This window comes from Streptomyces sp. NBC_01013 (assembly GCF_045162765.1).
Lineage (GTDB): Bacteria > Actinomycetota > Actinomycetes > Streptomycetales > Streptomycetaceae > Streptomyces.
Window position 1 is genome coordinate 876,083 of sequence record NZ_CP108687.1, and the last position, 22,773, is coordinate 898,855.

Annotated in this window: 14 protein-coding genes; 7 read left to right on the forward strand and 7 right to left on the reverse strand. The window is 70.5% G+C overall.

Annotation, left to right across the window (positions count from 1 at the left end; translation table 11 throughout):
- Nucleotide 1 precedes the first annotated feature (1 nt).
- Nucleotides 2-2,875, reverse strand: coding sequence for a glycoside hydrolase family 3 C-terminal domain-containing protein (locus tag OG538_RS03780; protein WP_406090099.1), 2,874 nt, complete (start codon nt 2,873-2,875; stop codon nt 2-4).
- Nucleotides 2,876-3,332: 457 nt separating this feature from the next.
- On the opposite strand from OG538_RS03780, the gene OG538_RS03785 reads away from it, so the two are divergent.
- The 7 genes from OG538_RS03785 to OG538_RS03815 all read left to right on the forward strand — a co-directional run bounded on the left by OG538_RS03785 (nt 3,333) and on the right by OG538_RS03815 (nt 14,548).
- Complete coding sequence (locus OG538_RS03785; protein WP_406090101.1) at nt 3,333-5,006, forward strand: extracellular solute-binding protein; 1,674 nt, start codon at nt 3,333-3,335, stop codon at nt 5,004-5,006.
- Between the two features lie 100 nt (nt 5,007-5,106).
- Nucleotides 5,107-6,231, forward strand: coding sequence for an ABC transporter permease (locus OG538_RS03790; RefSeq protein WP_406090103.1), 1,125 nt, complete (start codon nt 5,107-5,109; stop codon nt 6,229-6,231).
- A complete protein-coding gene (locus OG538_RS03795; RefSeq protein ID WP_406090105.1) occupies nt 6,228-7,199 on the forward strand; it encodes a carbohydrate ABC transporter permease in 972 nt (323 codons plus the stop codon). The genes OG538_RS03790 and OG538_RS03795 overlap by 4 nt, the downstream gene beginning before the upstream one ends.
- A gap of 112 nt (nt 7,200-7,311) precedes the next feature.
- Nucleotides 7,312-9,558, forward strand: a complete 2,247-nt coding sequence (locus OG538_RS03800) for a 1,4-beta-glucanase (protein ID WP_406090107.1) — start codon at nt 7,312-7,314, stop codon at nt 9,556-9,558.
- A gap of 12 nt (nt 9,559-9,570) precedes the next feature.
- Nucleotides 9,571-11,547, forward strand: coding sequence for a beta-galactosidase (locus OG538_RS03805; RefSeq protein WP_406090109.1), 1,977 nt, complete (start codon nt 9,571-9,573; stop codon nt 11,545-11,547).
- Nucleotides 11,544-13,793: a glycosyl hydrolase family 95 catalytic domain-containing protein gene (locus tag OG538_RS03810; RefSeq protein ID WP_406090111.1), complete on the forward strand. Its 2,250-nt coding sequence runs from the start codon at nt 11,544-11,546 to the stop codon at nt 13,791-13,793. Before OG538_RS03805 ends, OG538_RS03810 begins: the two co-directional genes overlap by 4 nt.
- A 41-nt stretch (nt 13,794-13,834) precedes the next feature.
- On the forward strand, nt 13,835-14,548 hold the full coding sequence (locus OG538_RS03815) for a GH12 family glycosyl hydrolase domain-containing protein (RefSeq protein ID WP_406090113.1): 714 nt from the start codon (nt 13,835-13,837) through the stop codon (nt 14,546-14,548).
- 64 nt (nt 14,549-14,612) lie between these two features.
- Here the strand turns inward: OG538_RS03815 and OG538_RS03820 are convergent, their stop codons facing one another.
- The 6 genes from OG538_RS03820 to OG538_RS03845 form a co-directional block, all read right to left on the reverse strand.
- A complete protein-coding gene (locus tag OG538_RS03820) occupies nt 14,613-15,620 on the reverse strand; it encodes a LacI family DNA-binding transcriptional regulator (protein WP_406090115.1) in 1,008 nt (335 codons plus the stop codon).
- A 294-nt stretch (nt 15,621-15,914) separates the two neighbouring features.
- Nucleotides 15,915-18,008, reverse strand: a complete 2,094-nt coding sequence (locus OG538_RS03825) for a pectinesterase family protein (RefSeq protein ID WP_406090117.1) — start codon at nt 18,006-18,008, stop codon at nt 15,915-15,917.
- 84 nt (nt 18,009-18,092) lie between these two features.
- Nucleotides 18,093-19,067, reverse strand: a complete 975-nt coding sequence (locus OG538_RS03830; RefSeq protein ID WP_406090119.1) for an arabinan endo-1,5-alpha-L-arabinosidase — start codon at nt 19,065-19,067, stop codon at nt 18,093-18,095.
- A gap of 178 nt (nt 19,068-19,245) precedes the next feature.
- Nucleotides 19,246-20,151: a TIGR03854 family LLM class F420-dependent oxidoreductase gene (locus OG538_RS03835; protein ID WP_406090121.1), complete on the reverse strand. Its 906-nt coding sequence runs from the start codon at nt 20,149-20,151 to the stop codon at nt 19,246-19,248.
- A gap of 57 nt (nt 20,152-20,208) precedes the next feature.
- Nucleotides 20,209-21,465 (reverse strand): cytochrome P450, encoded by a 1,257-nt coding sequence (locus OG538_RS03840; protein ID WP_406090123.1) that lies wholly within the window; start codon nt 21,463-21,465, stop codon nt 20,209-20,211.
- A complete protein-coding gene (locus tag OG538_RS03845) occupies nt 21,462-22,757 on the reverse strand; it encodes a cytochrome P450 (protein WP_406090125.1) in 1,296 nt (431 codons plus the stop codon). Before OG538_RS03845 ends, OG538_RS03840 begins: the two co-directional genes overlap by 4 nt.
- Nucleotides 22,758-22,773: the final 16 nt, after the last annotated feature.

The following is a 22,773-nucleotide window of genomic DNA, read 5'->3' on the forward strand; positions in this document are numbered from 1 at the left end:
TTCACTCGCCGGCCCCGGTGAAGGTGATCCGGGCCAGGCGTACCGAACCGCGCAGGGTGATGCGCAGGTCTCCGGTGCCGGAGGCGTTCAGCGCGGTCTGCACGGTGCGGTAGTCGTACGGTCCGTCGGTGGCGGCGACCGGGACGGTGACCGTGGTACCGGCGACGGTGATCAGCACGGCCCCCTCCCCTGCGGTGAGCACCTCGGCCTCTCGTACACCGGAGGCGAAGTCGCATCGCCGGTAGAGGAGTTCATTGATCTCGGTGCGGGCGGTGACCGCGTCGCCGTCCGACTTCGTCCGGTCGACGATCTCGGTGCCGAGCTGCTCGTCGTAGTCGGCCGCCTCCAGTCCGCGGGCGAGGAACGGTCGCGGTCCGGCCGGTTCGCCGTCGATGGTGACGACCGCGATGACCCGGATGTCCGCGCTCGATGCGCCGGCCTGGATCTCGTACGTGCCCGGGTCGACGGTCCAGCGGCCGTGGGCCACGTCCCAGTGGCCGAGCTCGGTGACGGGAAGGAGGAACTCGAGGCGTTCGGCGGCGCCGGGCGTCAGGTGCAGTCTGCGGTGCCCGGCCAGCTGGCGGAGCGGCCGGACGACGGACGGGGCCACCGCGCGCACGTACAGCTGGGCGACCTCGTCGGCCGGGACGGCCCCGGTGTTGGTGACGGTCAGCGACACCCTCAGCAGGTCGCCGTCGCGCTCGGCGGTCAGGGCGCTGTAGGTGAAAGCGCTGTACGAGAGGCCGTGGCCGAACGGGTAGAGCGGGACGCCTTCGTAATAGAGGTAGGTCTGGCGTGAGCCGATGATGTCGTAGTCCAGCAGCCCGGGCAGTTCCGCGTCGGAGGTGTACCAGGTCTGCGGCAGGCGGCCGGCCGGGGAGACGTCGCCGGCCAGGACCCGGGCGAGAGCGGTTCCGGCGGCCTGCCCCCCGTGCGCGGTCCACAGCAGTGCGGGGAGCGTGGCCGCCGCGTCGGTGAGGGCGTACGGGTAGGCGGAGGTGACCGCGAGAACGGTGCGCGGGTTGGCGGCGTGGGCGGCGCGCCACAGGCGTTCCTGGTGGGCGGGCAGGTCCAGGGTGGTGCGGTCCTCGGTCTCGCGGCCGTTGATGTGCGCGTCGTTGCCGGCCACGACGATCACGGCGTCGGCGGCGGCCGCGACGCGGGCGACTGCGTCCTCGCCGCGCTCGGTCACCTGCATCTCGAAGACCGTTCCCGCAGCCTCCTCGGCGTCGGAGATTTCCTCGCCGGGGACGGCAACCTTTACGCCGTCGGCGGCAACTGAGACATACCTACCCGTTCCCACGTGCAGAAGGCGGTGACCGCCGGCATGACCCTCCACCGCTTCCCACCGGAACGTCTCCTGGACGATCCAGCCGCCCGGCTCGTCCGCGGAGGCGCGCACGAAGCCGTCCTCGGCGACGGACAGATAGCGGCCGGCCGGTTCCCGCAGGGTGATCACCCCGTTCCCCCAGTCCACGAGCGCCAGCTCGGACGGGGTGTCGCCGCAGGTCAGCGGCGGAAGGTCGGTGCGGCCCGCGAGCAGCGCCGGATCGAGGGCGCCTTCCGCGCCGCGCACAGGCTCATGGCCCGTGTCCGCCTCGGGGATCTGCAGCCAGCCGTCCGCGCACTTCAGCCGGACCAGGTCGACGCCCTCGGCGTGCACGATGTGTTCCGCACCGAAGCGTTCCCGCAGGCCGTCGAGCGGAGTGGAGCGGTGGATCAGTGTGCCGCTGTACCAGTCGAGCTTGCAGGCGTCCGCGAGGAGCCCGACGACGGCGACGGTCTTTCCGGCGGCCGGGTCGAGCGGAAGCAGTCCGTCGTTCTTGAGCAGCACGACGGCCTGCTCGGCAGCCTCCAGGGCGAGCGCCCTGTGGTTCTCGGTGTCGAAATCGGCGGTGTCCGCGTACGGGTCGAGCTCGGGGTCGAACTCACCCAGCGAGAAGCGCAGTCCGAGCAGACGCCGGACGGCGGTGTCGATGTCGTGCTCGTCGAGGAGACCCTGCTCCAGGGCGCCACGGATGCGGCCGGTCATGATGCCGGAGTCCTGGCCGTGGTCGGTGAAGCTGTCGACGCCGGCGCGCAGGGAGGCGGCCGTCGCCTCCTCGTGGGTGTCGAAGTAGTGCTCGGAGTCGACGAGGTTGGACGGGGCCCCCGCGTCGGAGCAGACCACCAGCGACCGGTCGGTCCAGGCGCGCAACTGCTGGGACAGGTGCGGCGAGACGTGGTTGGGCCGTCCGTTGACCAGGTTGTACGCCGGCATGACGCCGGCCACCGCGCCCGCCTGCACGGCGTCACGGAATGCCTTGAGGTCGTACTCGTGCAGGACACGCGGGCGGACCGAGGAGGAGGAGGTGTCGCGGTCGGTCTCGTTGTTGTGGGCGAGCCAGTGCTTGAGGACGGGGGCGGTCCGCCAGTAGAGCGGGTGGTCGCCGCGCAGTCCCCGGGTGTACGCGACCGCGATGGCGGAGGTCAGGCCGGCGTCCTCGGAGTACCCCTCCTCGCCGCGCCCCCACAGCGGGTTGCGCAGCAGATTCACGGTCGGGGCCCAGACGTTGAGGCCGACGCGGTCGTCCTGGGCGCGCTTGGCGCGGACCTCGTTGCCGACGGCCTCGCCGACCCGGCGCACCAGTTCACCGTTCCAGGTGGCACCCAGCCCCACGGCCTGCGGGAACACCGTCGCCGGGCCCATCCAGGCCACGCCGTGCAAGGCCTCCTGACCGGTCCGGAAGGCACCGAGACCGAGCCGGTCCACCGCTGGTGCGAACTGGTGCAGCATCGCGATGCGCTCGTCGAGCGTGAGCCGCTGAAGCAGGTCGTCGACGCGCTTGGCGAAAGGCAGCTGCGGGTCGCGGAAGGGCTGCGGTTGTTCCGTCACGTGCGGGTCCCCTTGGAGAGGTGGGAGGTATTCCGGGGCCAGTGCCTCGCACAAGCACCCGAGGAGCTTCGGAAGATCTTTCGAAGCGCTTCGATGCTCGGTGGCCAACCCCGCACGTGTCAAGGCCTCGTCCACGACCTCCGTACGCGACAACCCCCCAATGCGCCAGGAAACGGTTCGGAAACAGGTCGGAGGAATCTGGAAACGGACTCTTGTGCGGTCGGGGCCCTTCACTTAACCTCGCTGCAACATCGAAGCGCTTCGACAGAGCTTCGATGGGGCGCCCGGCGCCCGTGATCTCCCCGGGACGGCGACAGCTTCTGCCGCTTCCCTGTTGAACCGCTTCACCTGCGGCCGGTCATGCCGGCTCAGTCAGCAACGCTCCACCTCAGACACAGGAACCGAACGGCGGTCGCCCGCCACGTGTCGTCCTGGTGCGCCTCGAAGGGTTGACGCAATGACGCCGAATTCCACCCCCTCCTCCACGGCTCCGAGCCGGAGAAGCTTCCTCGCCACGGGCGCGGTCGCCGCCGTCGCCGTGGCCGGCGGGGTACCGCTGCTCGCCGCGTGCGGCGGCTCCGGCTCCGGCTCAGGGAGCAAGGAGGGCACGACGACGGGCAAGGCGCTCAAGAAGGTCGTCCCGTCCTACGCTCCGCTGAACCTGGTCCAGCCCGACGTCGCGGGCGTCAACGGTTCGAGTCCCGGCTTCACCAAGTTGCCCGACCCGCTGGTCGTGTCCGTCAAGTCGGTCCCGGGCAAGGGTTCGTCGTTCCGTGTCATGACGCCGCTGTGGGGCACCGTCCCGAAGAAGAACAACCCGTACTACACGGCCGTGAACAAGGCGGTCGGCGCGACGCTCAACTTCGACCCGCAGGACGGCAACACCTACCAGGACAAGATCGGCGCGGTCCTCGCCGGCTCCGACATCCCGGATGTCATGACCATCCCCGGCTGGAACATGCAGGGGCAGATCCGCAACGCGATCAGCGCCAAGTTCGCGGACCTGACGCCCCATCTGGCGGGCGACGCCGTCAAGAAGTACCCGAACCTGGCGAACATCCCGACGGGCGCCTGGCAGTACTCCGTCTTCGGCGGCAAGCTGCGCGGCCTGCCCATGCCGACGCCGATCATCGGCAACGCGATCTTCTACCGCAAGGACCTGTTCGGCTCCGGCGCCGTGCCGGCCAGCGCGGACGACCTGCTGGCCTTCGGCAAGGAGCACACCGCGCCCAAGCAGAAGGTCTGGGCCTTCGACGACCTCTGGACCTGCATCCAGAAGATCTACGGCCTGCTGCCCGACGCGCCGCACTACTGGCAGCTGGAGAACGGCAAGCTGGTCCACAAGATCGAGACGAAGGCGTACCGCGAGGCACTCGCCTTCGCCCGCAAGCTCCACGACGGCGGGTACGTCCACCCCGACGCCGACGCCGGGAAGGACGCCGACTCCAAGATCCGCTTCACCAGCGGACACGTGATGATGTACAACGACGGCACCGGCGGCTGGAAGGGCATGGTCACCGAACAGCAGGCCGGCAACCCGAAGTTCGACATGCAGGCGCTCGACTTCTTCAACCACGACGGCGGCAAGCCGGTCCTGTGGCAGGACGACCCGGCGGGCATCTTCACCTTCCTCAGCAAGAAGCTCTCCGAGGCGCAGATCGAGGAGTTCCTCGCGATCGCCGACTACGCGGCCGCGCCGTTCGGCACCGAGGAGTTCATGCTCACGAACTACGGCGTGAAGGGCACCCACTACACGATCAAGGACGGGTCCCCCACCTACACCCCGCAGGGAGTGGAGGAGGCACAGCCCTCCACCTTCCTGTTCCTCGCCTCGCCCCCCACCTCCATCGCGTACCCGGACCAGCCGCAGCTGGCCAAGGACTACGCCGCCTGGATGGCGCGCCAGGCCCCGCACATCAAGAAGCCCCTCTTCTTCGGCATGCAGGTCGTCGAACCGCAGCGGTACGCCTCCCTGTACACGCCCTTCGACGACCTGCAGAAGGACATCCGCCGCGGCCGCAAGAAGGTCAGCGACGTCGAGGAAGCCGTGAACACCTGGAAGAAGAGCGGCGGCGACAAGCTGCGCGCCTGGTACCAGGACATTCTCGACAAGAACGGCTCCGGCAACTGACGCGTACGACGCGCACCATCCGTACGCAGCACAGCACAAGGGCCGCCGGGCGCACGAAGCCCGGCGGCCGAGGCGGAGAGCACGACATGGGGAGCACACGGTGAAGCCACGGGCCACGGTCACGACCGACCCGGACCGCACCTCCGACGGGGCCGACGCCCCGGCCGGCGGCGGCGGCAGCGGTGACGGCGAGGACAGGGACGCGGGCGCGAAAGGGGCGTACAGGTCCCGGGCGACCGCTGTCCGCCGTACGCGTACGGCGAAGAACGGAGCGGCGAGGAAAGTACCGGGGGCGGGACCACAGGCGGGTGGCATCACCTGGCGCCAACGGCTGCGGCGCGACCGTACTCTCGTCCTGATGACGCTGCCGGCCATCGGCCTGCTGCTGATCTTCAACTACATCCCGTTGCTCGGCAACATCGTGGCCTTCCAGGACTACGACGTCTACGACCTGGGCATCACCGGCAGCCCCTTCGTCGGCTTCGACAACTTCACCCGGATCTTCGAGGACTACCGCTTCTGGGAAGTCCTCATCAACACCCTGGTCATCTTCGTCACCCAGCTCGTCCTCTTCTTCCCCATCCCGATCGCCATCGCCCTGCTGCTCAACACGATCATGAGCGCGCGGGTCCGGGCCTGGGTCCAGGCAGTGGTCTATCTGCCGCACTTCTTCTCGTGGGTGCTCGTCGTCACCGTCTTCCAGCAGATGTTCGGCGGCGCGGGACTCGTCGCCCAGTGGGCGCGCGAACACGGTCACGAGGGCTTCGACCTGATGACCAATCCGGGCTTCTTCAAGTTCCTGGTCTCCGCCCAGGCCGTGTGGAAGGACGCCGGCTGGGGCGTGATCGTCTTCCTGGCCGCGCTCGCCGCCGTCAACACCGACCTCTACGAGGCGGCGGCCGTCGACGGGGCGGGCCGCTGGCGCCGCATGTGGCACGTCACCCTGCCCGCACTGCGCCCGGTCATCGCGCTCCTGCTCGTCCTGCGGGTGGGCAGCGCGCTCAACCTCGACTTCGAGCAGATCCTGCTCCAGCGCGACCAGGTCGGCGCCGGCGCTTCGGAAATCCTGGACACCTACATCTGGTGGACGGGTATCAAAACCGGCGACTTCGGCTACGCGGCAGCCGCCGGTGTCTTCAAGGGGCTGTTCAGCGTCGCCATGGTGCTCGGTGCCAACAAGGTCGCCCACATGCTGGGCGAGCAGGGGGTGTACTCCAAGAAATGACAACTCTTCTGGAACGTGAGAAGGAGTCGTCAGAATCCGCGCCCCGTGCGGAGACCCGGCTCCAGCGCGCCCTGCGGATGGAACCCCGCCCCGTGTGGGAGGAGGAGCCCACCAAGGCGGGTCTCGCCTTCAAGGGGTTCGGTCTCGTCGCGATCTGCGCGATCGTGATCATCCCGATCTGGGTGGTGCTCGTCACCAGCCTCTCCGACACCAAGACCATCAACGACGCCGGCGGCCTGGTCGTCTGGCCGAAGAACATCACGTTCGTCGCCTACAAGGAGCTCCTCAGCGGCGGCGCGGTGACCCGCGCGGCCCTGGTGAGTGTCGGTCTCACCGTCGTCGGCACCGTGGTCAGCATGGGCGTCTCGATCCTGTGCGCGTACGGACTGAGCCGCCGCGACTCGTACGCCCACCGTCCGCTGCTGATGACCCTGATGGCGACGATGTTCTTCGGCGCCGGCCTCATCCCCACGTATCTGCTGGTGACCGGGATCGGGCTGAGCAACAGCTACTGGTCGATGATCCTGCCCAGCGCGATCAGCGTCTTCAACGTCCTGGTGCTGCGCGGTTTCTTCATGGACACCGCGCCCGAACTGATCGACGCGGCCCGCATCGACGGCGCCGGGGAGTGGCGCATCCTGCTGCAGATCATCATGCCGCTGTCGCGCGCCGTGATCGCCGTGATCTCGCTGTTCTACGCGGTCGGCTACTGGAGCCAGTGGTTCAACGCGATGCTGTACATCCAGGACAGCGACAAGTACCCGCTGCAGATGATCCTGCGCCAGCTCGTCCTCCAGCACCAGGTGCCCCCGGGGGCCATGGGCGCGGCGGTCAGCAGCGGAGCGATCAACAGCCTCGCCGTGCAGATGGCCGTCATGATCCTCGCGCTGATCCCGGTCGCCGTGCTGTCGCCGTTCGTCCAGAAGCACTTCCAGAAGGGCATGCTGACCGGCGCCGTGAAGGGCTGATCCGCGCCTCGGCCCCGGCTCTGGGCCGGTTCGCGGGGCTTCCCGGGACCGGCCCCCGCTCCTTCTTTCGCTCTCCTTCTTACCTCCTGCCCCTGTCCGGAAGGTGTTCGCCATGCGCACTTCGTCCGCACCCACGCCCAGCCGCAGAACCGTGCTCGGCTCCGCAGCCGTCGCCGCGGCGGCCGTGGCCCTTCCGGCCGCGGGGACCGCCGCCGCCACCCCGAAGGACCATCGGCACGCGAGCACCGAGCCCCACCGCTGGCGGACCGCCGCGATCGGCGGGACGGGATTCGTCACCGGGGTGATGTTCCATCCGTCGGTCAAGGGCCTGGCCTACGCCCGCACCGACATCGGCGGCGCCTACCGCTGGGACGGGCACGAGGCCCGCTGGATCCCCCTCACCGACCACCTCGGCTGGGACGACTGGAACCTGCTCGGCATCGAGGCCCTGGCCATCGACCCCGCGCACCCGGACCGCCTCTACCTTGCCTGTGGCACGTACGCCCAGTCCTGGGCGAGCCCCGGTGCGGTGCTCCGCTCCGAGGACCGGGGAACCACCTGGCAGCGGGCCGACCTGACGGTGCGTCTGGGAGCCAACGAGGACGGGCGGGGCGCCGGCGAGCGGTTGCTCGTGGACCCGCGGGACAGCGACACGCTCTGGCTCGGCACCCGGCACGACGGGCTGCTGCGCTCCACCGACCGGGGTGCCACGTGGGCTCCGGTGGACTTCCCCGCGACCGCGTCCGCCGGTGGCCAGGGCGTGATGTTCCTCGCCGCAGCCGGCCGGGTGGTGTACGCGGGCTGGGGCGACGACGGCGGCGGGCTCTACCGTACGGACGGTTCGAAGGGGTGGGAGCCCGTTCCCGGCCGGCCGGCCGGGAACGCCGCGACGAAGGTTCCGGTCCGGGCCGCCTACGACGCCCGCGGCCGGGCGCTGTACGTCACCTACGCGGACGCCCCGGGGCCCAACGGCCAGTCCGACGGCTCGGTCCACCGACTCGACACGGTGACGGACACCTGGACCGAGGTGACCCCGGTGAAGCCCGACGCCACGGCCGGCGACGGTTTCGGGTACGGCGGTGTCGCGGTCGACGCGCGCCGCGCCGGCACGCTCGTGGTCACGACCAACAACCGCTGGTCGCAGATCGACACGGTGTTCCGGTCCACCGACGCCGGCACCACCTGGACCTCGTTGAAGGACACCGCGGTCCTCGATGTCGCGGAGACGCCCTACCTGCGCTGGGGCGGCGAGTCGGCCAAGTTCGGCTGGTGGATCCAGGCCGTGGCCGTCGACCCGTTCGACTCGCGGCACATCGTGTACGGGACCGGCGCGACGATCTTCGGGACCCGCGACCTCGTCCACTGGGCGCCGGAGATCCGGGGGATCGAGGAGGCGTCGGTACGGTTCCTGATCGCCCCGCCCGGCAAGGGTGCCCGCCTCCTGAGTGGCCTCGGCGACATCGGGGTGATGTACCACGACTCGCTGACCGCCTCCCCCTCGCGCGGCATGGCGTCGAACCCGGTCTTCGGCACGGCCACCGGCCTCGCCCTGGCCACGCTGAGGCCCTCGTACGTCGTACGGACGGGGTGGCCGTCGGGGTCGGCCTTCGCCGGGGCGTCCTCGGACGACGGCGGCCGCACCTGGCAGCCGTTCGCCGCCCAACCGAAGATCGCCGCCTCCGCCCCCGGACCGGTCGCGGTCTCCGCCGACGGGTCCGTCCTGCTCTGGTCGTTCGTCCACTGGGACGGCACCAAGTACCCGGCGCACCGCTCCACCGACGGCGGGGCGAGCTGGGCCGAGGTCACCACGTTCCCCAAGGGTGCGGCCCCGGTCGCCGATCCCCTCGACCCGCGGCGCTTCTACGTCTACGACACCGATACGGGAGCTGTCTTCCACTCCACGGACGGCGGGGCGACGTTCGCCCGCGGTGCGACCGGACTCCCCTCCGGAGACGTGCAGTTCAAGGTGGCGACGGCGCCCGGACGCAGCGGCGACCTGTGGCTCTCCGCGAAGGACAACGGTCTGTTCCGCTCGACGGACGGCGGGCTGACGTTCACCGCGGTGGCCGGCTGCCAGGCTTCGCACGCCCTGGGCTTCGGCAAGGCCGCGCCGGTCAGGGGCCGCAAGCGGCCCGGGGCCGGGTATCCGGCGGTCTTCCAGACGGGCCGGGTCTCCGCGACGCACGACGGCGTGGCGGTGCTGCGCTCGGACGACGCGGGCGCCACCTGGGTCCGGATCAACGACGACTCCCACCAGTGGGGCTGGACCGGCGAAGTGATCACCGGTGACCCCCGTGTCCACGGCCGTGTCCATCTGGGCACCAACGGCCGCGGCATCCAGTACGCAGAACCCCAGTAAGGAAAAGACGCCATGCCGTCCCTGCGCGACGCAGCCCGTGGCCGCATCCTCTTCGGAGGCGACTACAACCCCGAGCAGTGGCCCGAGGAGGTGTGGGAGGACGACGCCCGGCTGATGAAGGAGGCCGGGGTCAACTCCGTCACCCTCGGCGTCTTCTCCTGGGCCAAGATCGAACCACGCCCGGGTGCGAGGGAGTTCGGCTGGCTGGACCGGCTGATGGACCTGATGCACGCACACGGCATCGGCGTCGTGCTCGCCACGCCGACCGCGTCCCCGCCGCCCTGGATGGGGGCGCGGCACCCGGAGACCCTGCCGCGCACGGAGGACGGCTCGGTCGTCTGGTACGGCTCGCGCCAGCAGTTCTGTGCCAGCTCCCCGGTCTACCGTCGCTATGCCGCGGCCCTCACCGAGGACCTCGCAGCACGGTACGCGGACCATCCCGCGCTCACCGTCTGGCACATCAACAACGAGTACTGCACGCACTGCTGGTGCGACGAGACGGCGGCGCACTTCCGCCGCTGGCTGCGGAGCCGGTACGTCACGGTCGACGCGCTCAACGAGGCGTGGGGGACGGCGTTCTGGAGCCAGCGATACGACTCCTGGACGGAGGTTCTGCCGCCCCGCAAGGCGCAGTACATGAAGAACCCGGCGCAGGTGCTGGACTTCAAGCGGTTCACCTCCGACGCGCTGATGGAGTGCTACGTCGCCGAGCGCGACATCGTGGCCCGGCACACCCCGCACATTCCGGTGACGACGAACTTCATGCCGCTGTGGTCGGGCCAGGACGCCTGGGCCTGGTCGGCCGAGGAGGACATCGTCTCCGTCGACATCTATCCGGACCCCCGGGACCCGCAGGGCGGCCAGTACAACGCGATGCTCGCCGACATGACGCGTTCGCAGGCCGCCGGGCCCTGGATGCTGATGGAACAGGCGGCCGGGCCCGTCAACTGGCGGGGGGTCAACCATCCCAAGCCGGAGGGCCTGAACCGGCTCTGGTCACTGCAGGCCGTGGCGCGCGGCGCCGATGCAGTGTGCTACTTCCAGTGGCGGCAGTCCCGGCAGGGCTCGGAGAAGTTCCACTCCGGGATGCTCACCCACGCCGGCGAGCGGGGCCGCACCTTCCGGGAGATCAAGCGGCTGGGAGCGGAACTCGCCACGATCGGACCGGCCGTCGGCGGCAGTGACGTGCCGGCCGACGTCGCGATCCTGCACGACTGGGACTCGTGGTGGGCGGGCACCCAGGAGGGCAGGCCCTCCTCGCTGCTGGACTACACCGAAGTCGTGCAGCGCTGGCACCGGGCCCTGTGGGAGAACGGTGTCCTCACCGAGTTCGCCCGCCCCGACGCGGACCTGAGCCGGTTCAAGGCGGTCGCCGTACCCCATCTGTACCTGCTCACCGACGCCTCGGTCGACAATCTCGTGGCCTACGCGGAGGGCGGCGGAACACTGGTCTGCGGCTTCTTCAGCGGGATCGCGGACGTGGACGACCGCATCAGGCCGGGCGGAATGGACGCCCGGCTGCGCGAGCTGTTCGGGATCCGCACGCTCCACGAGTGGTGGCCGCTCGACGCCGGCTCGACCGTGGCCTGCGACGGCTTCGACGGCACCCTGTGGTCGGAGGAGCTGGAGGCCGCGGCGGACACCGAGGTGGTGGCCGCGTACCGAGACGGCGAGCTGGCGGGCCTGCCCGCGGTGCTGCGCAGGGGCCGGGCCCGGTATCTGTCGACGCTGCCGGAGGCGGCGGCGCTGCGCGCGCTGCTGGGTGACGTGGTGCGGGAGGCCGGTGTGACGCCGGTGCTGGCCGGGCTGCCCGACGGTGTGGAGGCCGTCCGCCGCGGGGACCTGCTCTTCCTGCTCCACCACGGACGGGACGCCGTCACCGTGACCGTGCCGGGCTCGTACGAGGACCTCCTGACCGGTGAGAAGGCCCTCGACCGGGTGGAGCTGGGCCGGCACGGCGTGGCCGTGCTGCGGAGCGCCGCTCCATGACCGCCCGCACCCACATCGACGGCACGTGGGAACCGCGCCCCGCCGCCCGCTGGGAGGACGCCTTCCTCGGCGGCAACGGCCGGCACGGAGCGATGGTGTACGGGGACCCGGCCGACGACCGGGTCATCGTCAACCACCACACCCTGGTCCGGCCCAACGGCAGCGAGCACCTGCGTCCGCCCGAGCTCTCGGACCGGCTGGACCGGCTGCAGAGCGCGCTGCTCTCCGGGGACACCGCGGCCTTCGAGCGGTTCGGGGCGGGGCTGCCGCTGGTGTGGGTGCAGCCCTTCCATCCGGCGTTCCAGACGAGGATCCGGCCCCTTCCCGACGCGTCGGCCGGGCCCTGCGGCACGGAACCGCCCCCGGGCTACCGCCGTACGGTCGACTTCGCGACGGGCGAGATCACGGCCGTGTGCGAGGGCCGGCGCAGCCAGGTCTTCGTCTCCCGTGCCGACGACGTGATCGTCCAGTACGTGACCGGCCCGGGACTAGCGGTGGACCTGACCCTGGACCACGCGCTGCCGGGTGCCCCGCCGAGCCTGGCCGTCGGCCGCAGCACCGTACTGACACCCGGTGGCGGCCGGCTGTCGCTGCGGGTGGGCTACCCGGACAGCGAACTCGCCTATACGGGAGTGACCGTGGTCCGGGCTGACGGCGGCAGGACGTCGGTCGCCGACGAGGGCATCCGGATCGAGGGGGCCCGGGGCCTGCTGCTGCTCACACGGGTGCGGCGCCACGCGGGCCACCTGGATGTGATGGCGGAGTGTGCCGGCCTGCCGCAGGACGACTACCCGACGCTGCTCGCCCGCCACCGGCCGCTGCACACGCCGGCCATCCGGCGGGCCACCCTGGCCCTGGACGCAGACCCGGCCGAACGCAACCTGCCGGGCAGCGAGTTGGTGCGGCGACCGGGCAGCCCCGCCCTGCTGGAGCGCCTGTTCGCAGCGGGGCGGTACCACCTGTACTCGTCCTCCGGCGTCCTGCCGCCCCGGCTGACCGGCCTGTGGACGGGCGACTGGGAGACCGCCTGGTCCGGGGCGTTCACCACCAACGCCAACCTGAACCTCCAGATCGCCTCGGCGGCGGCCGCCGCGCTACCCGAGGTGTCCGAGGCCCATGCCCGCCTGGTGTACGGCCAGTTGGCCGACTGGCGTGACAACGCCCGGGCGCTCTTCGGGGCACGGGGCATCGTCGCCCCGTCCCACACCGACGGCGAGTCCGGCCACACCCGCCACTTCCAGCGCGCCTACCCGCTGCATCTGTGGACGGCCGGTGCGGACTGGCTCCTGGAACCGCTGATCGAGCACGCCGAGACGAGTGGGGTGACGGACCCACGGCTCGTCGGTGCGCTGCACGAAGCCGCCCTGTTCTACGAGGACTTCCTGACCCGCACCGCTCGGGACGGCACGGTGGCGATCGTCCCCTCGTACTCACCGGAGAACCGTCCGGCCAACGCGAGTTGGGGCACGGTGAACGCGACCATGGACCTGGCCGCGGCACGTCACGCGCTCACCGTGTCGGCCGACCGCTCCCCCACCGCCGCATCCTCGGCCCGGCGCCGGGCGCTCGCGGACCGGCTCCCCGCCTATCGGGTCAACAGGGACGGCGCCCTCGCCGAGTGGGCGTGGCCGGGCCTGGAGGAGACGTACGACCACCGCCACCTCAGCCACCTCTACCCCGTGTGGCCGCTGGACGCGATCAATCCGTACGACACGCCCGGGCTCGCGACCGCCGCACACCGCGCCCTGGAGCTGCGCGGATCGGAGAACGACTCCGCCCACGGACATCTGCACCACGCCCTGATCGCGGCGCGGCTGCGGGACGGCCGGCGCGTCTCGGCAGCACTTGACGCCGTACTGGCGGGTGACTTCTTCCACGACTCGCTGATGAGCGCCCATTATCCGTCCCGCAACGTCTACAACGCGGACGCCGCCCACGCGCTGCCCGCGGCGGTCATCGAGTCGCTCGTCCAGTCGACCCCGCACCGGCTGGTCCTGCTGCCCGCACCCATGGCCGGCTGCCCGAGCGGCGAACTGCGCGGTGTGCGCACGAGGTTCGGCGCCGGACTGGATCTGCGCTGGTCCGCCGACAGCACCGCGACCGCCGTGCTCCATCCCACCCGTGACGCCCGGATCGACGTCCGTACGGGCGACGGGCACACCTTCACCGATGCCTCCGCCGGAACAGCGACAGCCCTGGAGCTGACGGCCGGCGTGGACCGCGTCCTCGAACTGGGGCCGCGGTAGCACTCCCCCCACCCCATCCCCCCACCATGGAAGGGACAACCATGGCACGACGCACCCGCACCCTCAGCAGGTTCGTACTGGCACCGGCGACGGCGGTGGCGGCCCTCATCGGCTTCGCCGCCGCCCCCGCCCAGGCCGCGATCTGGTCCTCATCGGACCAGTGGGGCAACTACACCACCTCCGACGCATACACCCTCTACAACAACATCTGGGGTTCCGGCGCAGGCGCACAGTCCATCTGGGTCAACTCGTCCAGCAACTGGGGTGTTTGGGCCGATCACCCGAACACGGGCGGCATCAAGTCGTATCCCAACGCCAAGAAGGTCGTCGGCAAGTCCATCACCTCGCTGTCGTCGCTCACCAGCACCTACAACGTCACCGTCCCGTCGTCCGGCGCCTACAACACCTCGTACGACATCTGGGACAGCGACTACGACTACGAGGTCATGCTCTGGGTCAACTACAACGGTGCCGTGGGCCCGCTCGGCACCTCGCAGGGAAACGTGACGCTCGGCGGCCACACCTGGACCGTCTACAAGGGTGACAACGGGGCCAACCAGGTCTTCTCGTTCCTGCGCACCTCGGACTCCGCCTCGGGCACGGTGAACATCCTGCCGATCCTGAAGTGGATCAAGGACACCAAGGGCTGGTGGGGCAACGAGACCATCGGTGACGTCCAGTTCGGCTACGAGATCACGTCGTCGTCGGGCGGGCTGGACTTCCGGACGAACGCGTTCGGTGTCACCTCCAGCTGACCGGTACGCACAAGGAGCCGGCCCCCGCACGGGGGCCGGCTCGTGCGCACGTCCGCGCGAGGCACTACCTGGGGGCGGGCCCCGTGCTCTCCCGTACCGTCAGCTCGGGCGCCAGAAGCTCCACTTCGTCGGTGCCGCGGCCGGAGAGCTTGGCGACGACCTGCTCGACCGAGCGGCGCCCCATCTCCTGTGCCGGGATGGCGACGGAGGTGAGCCGCACCGAGGCCTGCAAGGCCACCTGCTCGGGGCAGATCGCGACCACCGACACGTCCTCGGGCACCGCCCGGCCCTGCTGTCGCAGGAGATTGAGCAACGGCTCCACCGCGGACTCGTTCTGCACGATGAACCCGGTGGTGCCGGGGCGCTCGTCGAAGATCCGCGACAGGGTCTGCGCCATCGCCGGGTAGCCGCCCTCGCAGGGCCGGTGGAGCACGCGCACGCCGGTCTCCAGCGCCTTGGCACGTATGCCGTCGACCGTCCGCTCAGCGAATCCGGTGTGGCGCTCGTACACCGCGGCCGCCTCGCCGATGACCGCGACCTCGCGGTGGCCGAGGCCGGCGAGGTGGTCCACACAGAGCGCGCCCGTCGCCTCGAAGTCGAGGTCCACGCAGGTCAGGCCCGCGGTGTCGGCGGGCAGTCCGATGAGCACGGCGGCCCGGTCGGTGTCACGCAGCAGCGGCAGCCGCTCGTCATGGAGTTCGACGTCCATGAGGATCATCGCGTCGGCGAGAGAACTCCCGGCGATGCGCCGCACCGCGGCGGGGCCCTCCTCCCCGGTGAGGAGGAGGACGTCGTAGCCGTGGGTGCGGGCCGTGGTGGCCACCGCGATGGCGATCTCCATCATGATGGGGACGTACATGTCGGTGCGCAGCGGCACCATGAGCGCGATGATGTTCGAGCGGCTGCTGGCCAGCGCCCTCGCACCGGCGTTGGGGTGGTATCCGAGCTGCTGGATGCTCAGCTCCACCCGCTCCCGGGTGGACACCGAGATGGACCGCTTCCCGCTGAGGACATAGCTCACCGTGCTCGCGGAGACTCCGGCGTGCTGCGCGACCTCGGCAAGGGTGACCATTCAGCTCTCCATCAAGGGACATCATGTGACACCGGCACGGGGACCGGCCTGCACCGGCAGCTCCGGTCGGATGTGGCGAAGCGCTTCGACTTCGTGCGGTCCACCTGCGACATGCCTGGATGATGCAAGCCTAGACCTGCCCGCACAGCGTGTCCATAGGGCTGTCGAAGCGCTTCGACTCCTGTCCAGGACGTCCGTCTCCGGGGGGCGGACCGTGGCGGCAGCCCTTCCCGCTACCGCCACGATATGCCCGGGCCGCGGCGCCGAGCACCGGGGACCGGGGACACCGACGGCTCAGGAGGCCGACGGAGTCCAGCCGCTCAGCCAGTCGGCGACCTCCTGCCCGGCCGCCGCGCCGTCGCTCAGCTGCGGCCTGTCACCGCCGGCCGTCCCGGCGCCCGGCCCGTCGTTGCGGTACTCCGCGAACCGGTCGTCCTTCCAGGAGAAGCCACTCATGTCGGTCCACGGCGCCGGCCGGATCGCGGCGCTCAGGGTGGTGTCGCGGACGGTGGTCATCGGGTCGAGCGTGGCGTCGCCGCCCGCGTGCCAGGGACGGCCGAGGTAGAACGTGGCCGGGGAGACGTCGCCGTTGACGGTGGAGTTGTTGATGAGGAAGCCCTTGCGGCCGGCGGCCGTGCTCGGGGCGGTGATGTATCCGGCGGAGCTGCCGTTCCACCGCTTCTTCAGCGTGATGACGGAGGCGTCGATGACCGCGCTCGCCCGGCCGAAGACGAAGTCGACGTTGCCCACGACATAGGAGTTCCTCATGTAGACCCGGCCGAGTTTCTCCTTGGCGGCCGTGTCGAGCAGCAGGGTGTCCTGATCACCCTCGGTGATGATCGAGTCGAGGAACACCTTGTCGGCCGCGGTGCGCAGCGCGACCGCCTGCAGACCGCTCATGTCCTGGTGGGCGGCCTCGTCGAAGTCGTTGGCGATGGTGAGGTTGCGGGCCTGGAAGCCGTCCGCCTCGGCTGCGACCGTCGCGCTGCCGCCCGTGCCGTAGGGACCCGATCCGTCGGGCTTCTGGGTGCCGGAGGCGTTGTCGTAGACGATGACCGTGCTCCTGCGGCTGGGGCCGGAGCCCTGGAGGGTCACGTTCTGCTTGGTCGAGGGTATCCTCACCGGCTCGCGGTAGGTGCCGGGTGCGATGGAGATGACGGTCCGGGCGGTGTTGCCCGCGGGCACCGCGTTCACGGCGGCCTGCACGCTGCCGTACTGGCCGCTGCCGTCCTTGGCCACGGTGAGCGTGGTCACGGCGGCGGTGGCCGCCGCCCCCACGGTGGAGCGCGGGCCGGCGCCCGCCTTCACCAGAGCGGGCACCTCGGCGGCCGCGTCGAGCGTGTAGGCGTAGTAGCTGCGCGGGTCGAAGGAGGTTCCGCCGCCGCTCTCGTTGCGTCCGGTCGTGCCCGCGAAGACGCTGCCGCGCTGGGCGAGGGTGGCGGTGCTGTCCCGGGTCACGGGGTTGTTCAAGCCGTCGAAGTAGCTGTTCTCCAGGACCATGTTCGTGTGCCCGCGGGCGTAGTTGCCGTAACTGGTCGTGATGTCGGTGCCCGGGTCGTCCTGGAGGAAGTTGTTGTACAGGTGGGCGTGGGCCACGTTGTCGGTCGAGGGATTGCGCTGTTCGGTCTCGTGGAGCCAGTTGTGATGGATCGTGATGTCGGCGGTGGTGTTCTCGGTCCAGCCGATGCCGAAGGCCTTGTTGTCGTGCTGGAGCCGGTTCCAGGACACGGTGAGGTAGGTGGTGTCCTTGCGGCTGTCTATCAACCCGTCGGCCATGTTCCGCAGGTCGTTGTGATCGATCCACACGTGGTGGGCGCCGTCCATCTGGATGGCGTCCCAGTCGTGCTCCTTGTCGTTCCAGGTCCCGGCGTAGGAGTCCCGGATCGTCAGGTTGCGGATGATGACGTTGTGCACCCCCTGGCCGAGGAAGAAGCCGCCGCCGACGATGTGCCCGGAGGTTCCGGAGCCGATGATCGTCTTGTCGGAGGCGACCTTGATCTCCCTGCCCTTGGGATCCATGGTGATGGCCGCCGCGACGACGATGACGTACGGCTGCGGCGCCGTCGCGTACTTCTCCAGGTCGGCGAGGGTGCGCACGGTCACGGTCTCACCGCCGCGCCCTCCGTACGTTCCGTCCTGGCCCAGGGCGTCGACCGACGCGAAGCCGTCGGCCGCCTCGTCGGCCCGGACCGGGGAGGCGGCCGCGGCGGCGCTGATGCCCGGAGCGTCGTGCGCCCCGGGCAGTCCGTTCGCGGTGGTCGCGGCGACTCCGGCCGCGAGGGTGGTGGCGACCGCTGTCACCAGGGCCAGTCGAGCTCTGCGGCTGCGGTGGCTGCCGTCTGTCGGCCCGTGGGGGGCGTGCTGTGCCGTTCGGCGATCCGCTGTCATGACCTGAACCGTTCCCGTTGAGGTGATGTGGCGTTCAGGTAGTGGTTGCCACCGGTGGCCGCATGGTTGCCGGGCAGGCGCCGGTCAGTACGCGACGGGCCAACCACTGGCCCAGTTCAGGAGGTTGACGCCGAGCTTGGGGGTCCCGTTGTCCTGGCCGTCGTAGTAGTGGTAGACGAGCAGGTCACCGTCGGAGTCGGCGAGCACCGACTGCCCACCGGGCCCGATGTAGCGGCCGTGCGACTCCAGGACCGGGGTCCCGCCGTTGCTGAGCATGTTCACGCCGTTACGGTCCTTGTACGGCCCCGTCACGCTCGTGGCACGCCCCACCTTGACCTTGTACGTGGAGCTCGTGCCCGCGCAGCAGGTGTCGTACGAGGCGAACAGGTAGTAGTAGCCGTTCCGCTTGACCACGGTCGGCGCCTCCACCGCCTTGGTCCCGGTGGGGCGGGACGCCAGCGAGCGGCGGGCGGTGTCACCGGCGTGCTGCTTGCCCGTGGACGGGTCGATGCGGATCATCTTGATCCCCGTCCACCAGGAGCCGAAGGACAGCCACCACTTCCCGTCGTCGTCCACGAAGAGATTCGGGTCGATGGCGTTGTAGTCGCTCGACGAGCCGGAGGTGTACACCGTGCCGTAGTCGGTCCAGCTGCCCGGCTGCCCGGTGGCGGATCCGGCCAGTCCGATGGCCGAGGTGTTCGACCCGAAGGACGAGACCGCGTAGTACATCAGGTACGTGCCGCCGTGGTACGAGATGTCCGGCGCCCAGGGGTCGGAGGCCGGGGAGTAGTTCTTCCACCAGCTCGGCGGGGTGCCGAACGCCGATCCGGAGCGGCCGAAAGCGGTGCGGTCGGAGGAGGTGCGCAGCTGCAGGTTGCCGCCGGTGGAGTAGAGGAGGTACTGCCCCGAGGACGTCCGGACCATCGAGGGGTCGTGGACGACGATGTCGCCGGTGACGGTGCCGGGGTTGGGGTAGGCGGACGCGCTGCCCGGCAGCAGGGCCAGGAGGAGCGCGGCGGGGAGAACGGCGAGGGTCCTTCTGCGGGTGGGGCGGCTCATGAGGGGCCTCCTGCGTTCGGCTGGGGGGGGGGAGGAGCGGGCACTCGTATCCCAGTCGCCGCCGCGGGGCGGGAGGTTGCCGCGGACCGTACACACCCGTACAGCGGGCAGGCCGCACATCGAGCAGGCTCTGCTCCTGGCCGGGGAGCAGGGCTTGGAGGCCCGGACCCGCGCGCGTTCAGTTCTGCCGGGGCAACAGCTCCGCCTCGAACCGGTCGAGGAAGGTGTCGATGCGCGGGCCGTCGGAGGAGCCGTCGGTCAGGGACCCGGCGGAGTAGATCACGAACTTGCTCAGACCGGCCTCGACGTAGAGGTCGAGCAGCCTGTGGAGTTCCGGCCAGCCGGCAGCTACGAGATCCGCGGGGTCGCTCTCCGGAGCGCGCCGCCGGATCACCTGGGCCAGATCCGCCGGGATGCCGCCCTCGGCGACGGTGAGGCTGATCCCGAAGTGGTCGGGCTCGATCTCCCGCCCCGCCTCCGCCGCCGCGGCCTGAATCGCCTCCCGGGCCCGTCCGGCGGCCTCGGGAGTGAGGAACGACCCGAGCCAGCCGTCCCCGTAGCGCCCGGCCCTGCGCAGCCCGGCGGGCGCGCTGCCCCCGAGCCAGATGTCCAGGGGCTTCGCGGGCAACGGCCCGACCCGCGCGGCTTCGACCTTCAGGAGCTCTCCCTCGAAGCCCACGGCTTCTCCGCCGAGCGAGGCCCGCAGCAGCTCCAGTGACTCGTCGAACAGCGCCCCGCGCCGTCCCACCGGTGCGGGGAACAGTTCCCGTTCGCCGCTCCGCGCGGGCTGGAGTCCGAACACCGGCAGCACGCGCCGGGGCGAGAGCGCGGCCAGGGACGCCAACTGCTTGGCGACCAGCACCGGGTGCCGCCCCGGAAGTACGGCGACGGATGTCCCGACCTTCAGCCGGCTCGTGCGGGACAGGGCGTGCGCCATGCCGATGAAGGGGTCGACCGCGTCCGAGTGGACCTGCTCGGACAGCCAGAGCGAGTCGACCCCGCCGCTTTCGAGGCGGTCGACGATCCGGCTGAACTCCGAAAGGGGCGAACCGGCACCGAGCCCGACACCGAAGCGGATCTTCATGGACCTCACGATACGCGCGCCGGCCGAGACCGAGGTCCCGGAACGGCGCAGGGGGTCTCAGGCACCGAGCAGGACGGGAAAGGCCTCCATGTCGTTCTGCGTCATCACGGGAAGCTTGCGGATGTCGGCATCCGGCACCGCGAGCCGCAGCCCCGGGAAGCGCTCGAAGAGCGCCGGCAGGGCAATGCCCGCCTCGACGCGGGAGAGCGCCGCACCGGGGCAGATGTGCGGGCCGTGACCGAAGGTCATGTGCCGGATGGGGGTGGGGCGGGTGATGTCGAACGCGTCGGCGTCGGGGCCGTGCTGCTCGGGGTCGCGGCCGATCACACGGTAGGAGATGACCACGCCCTCGCCCTTGGCGATGACACCGTCGCCGACCTGGATGTCCTCGGTGGCGAACCGCATCAGGAGGTGGGTGGTCGGGGTGTCCCACCGCAGGGTCTCCTCGATCACGGTCTCCCAGGAGACCTCCCCGTCGAGGACCAAGCGCAGCTGCTCGGGGTGCGCCAGAAGGGCGCGTACGGCATTGAGAATGAGCCCGATCGTGGTCTCGTGCCCGGCCGCGACCATCGCCTTGAGGTTGCCGACCACCTCTTCCTCCGTCAGCGGCTCGCCGCCCTCCTCGGCGAGGATCAGCGCGGAGGTCAGGTCGTCGGTCGGCTGCGCGGTCTTCTCGCGTACGAGCCCGGTGTAGAAGACGTCCAGGTCGGCGAGGAGGGCCAGGCGCTCGTCCTGCGGGGTGAGCATCGAGAAGAAGGCCTTGTACTGGCGGGTCAGCATGGCGTTCGCGGCGGGGTCGACGCCCATCAGCATGCCGACGACCCGCATGGGCAACGGCTGCGCGAACACGGACTTGAGGTCCACGACGGCCCCGTTCCTGCCGCCCTCCGCGAGCGCGTCCAGCAGTTCCTCGGTGAACTTCTCGATGTCGGGGCGAATCGCCTCCAGGCGGCGGGGCGTGAGTGCCTGGGAGGTCTTGGTCCGCAGCCGGCGGTGCTCGTCCCCGTCGACGGTGAACATGGACCGGCCGGCGTCGATCATCCCGATGAGCGGCCACGCGTGCGTCACCTCGCCGTTCTGCCACAGGCCCCAGGCGTCGAGGTCCTTCACCAGCCGTGGATCGAGCAGCAGTTGACGGGCGTCGGCGTGCCGGGTGAGGGCCCACGCCGGTACACCGAGCAGTTCGATCCGCGCCAGCGGCCCGGCTTCGCGCAGCCGCGTCGTCTCACCGTCCAGGTCCTGGACCATCGGGTCGATGACTACCGTCCCGCCGTTCCGAGCTGCTGCCTGGGCGGTTGCGTGGGGGCAGTTCACGAGAAGTCTCCTGTCGTACGAACGGGGGTGAACCGGACGGGGAGCGAGGTGGTGCCACGCAGGAACGCGGAGGGCCGCCTCACGAGGCCGTCGACGGGGACGGCGAGCTGGAGATCGGGCAGCCGGTCGAGCAGGACCTCGATGCCGGTCCTGGCGATGATCTCGGCGATCTCCTGGGCGGGGAAGGGACAGCGGTACTCGCCGTGGCTGAAGGCGAGATGGGCCCCGTTGCCGCCCTGGGCGGGCGCTCCGCCGCCGGACATGCTCTGCCGGATCAGGGGGTCGGTGTTGGCCGCGCCGAGTCCGAGCAGCAGCATGTCCCCGGCCTTGATCCGCTGTCCCCCGAGCTGGGTGTCCCGTACAGCCCAGCGTCCGGCGAGGATCTGGGTGGGTGTGTCCTCCCAGAGCACCTCGTTCATGGCCTCGCCGATGCTGCGCCGCCCGCGGGCCATGGAGTCGGCGAACGCGTCCTCCGTGAGCATCAGACGCAGGGAGTTGCTGACCCAGTCGGCCGTGGTGAGGTGCCCGGCGGCCGTGATGGCCATCAGGTCGAGCATGTACTCCTCGTCGGTGAACGCCTCGGGGAAGGCGAGCATGCGGGAGGTCACGTCGTCGCCCGGTGCGGCCCGTTTGGCGGCCACCAGCCGGGCCATGTGTTCCCCGAAGCGCAGATGGGCGGTCTGCGCGTCCGGCCCGCCGTCGGCGAGGTCCTTCAACACCTGGGCGATGGCGGCACCTTCGTCGTCGGGGAACCCGACGAGCCGGGCGAGGACGAGGACGGGGAGGGGCTCACAGAAGTCGGCGACGAGGTCGGCCGTGCCACGGCTGCACACGTCGTCGACCAGCCGGTCGGCCAACTGCTCGCAGTGAGTGCGGATCTGATGCGGGTCGGTGCCTTCGAGGGCCGGCCCCACCATCCGGACGTGCCTCCGGTGTTCCTCCCCCGCGCTGAAGTAGATGGACGGCATGGGGCGCCCCACCATCGGCAGCAGCGGCCAGTCGTCGGGGATGTGGGGCCACTGGTTCCACAGGCCGACATCGCGCGGGAACAGCTCTCCGTCGCTGGTGACTTGATGGAGCTCGCGGTACCCGATGACCAGCCAGGCGGGGAACCCGCCCGGGAGTTCGACGGGGACGACCGGCCCGTGGTCACGCCGCATCGCGCGGTAGACGGTCTGCGGTTCGGTCTGGAAGCCCGATCCGCCGAGCGGCACGGCCCCGGCGTGAGCCGGACAGCCCGGGGGCGGAGGAGGAGAGGGTGGCGCGGGCTCTGTGGAAGAAGGGCGCGTCATGAGTCCTGACTCCTGT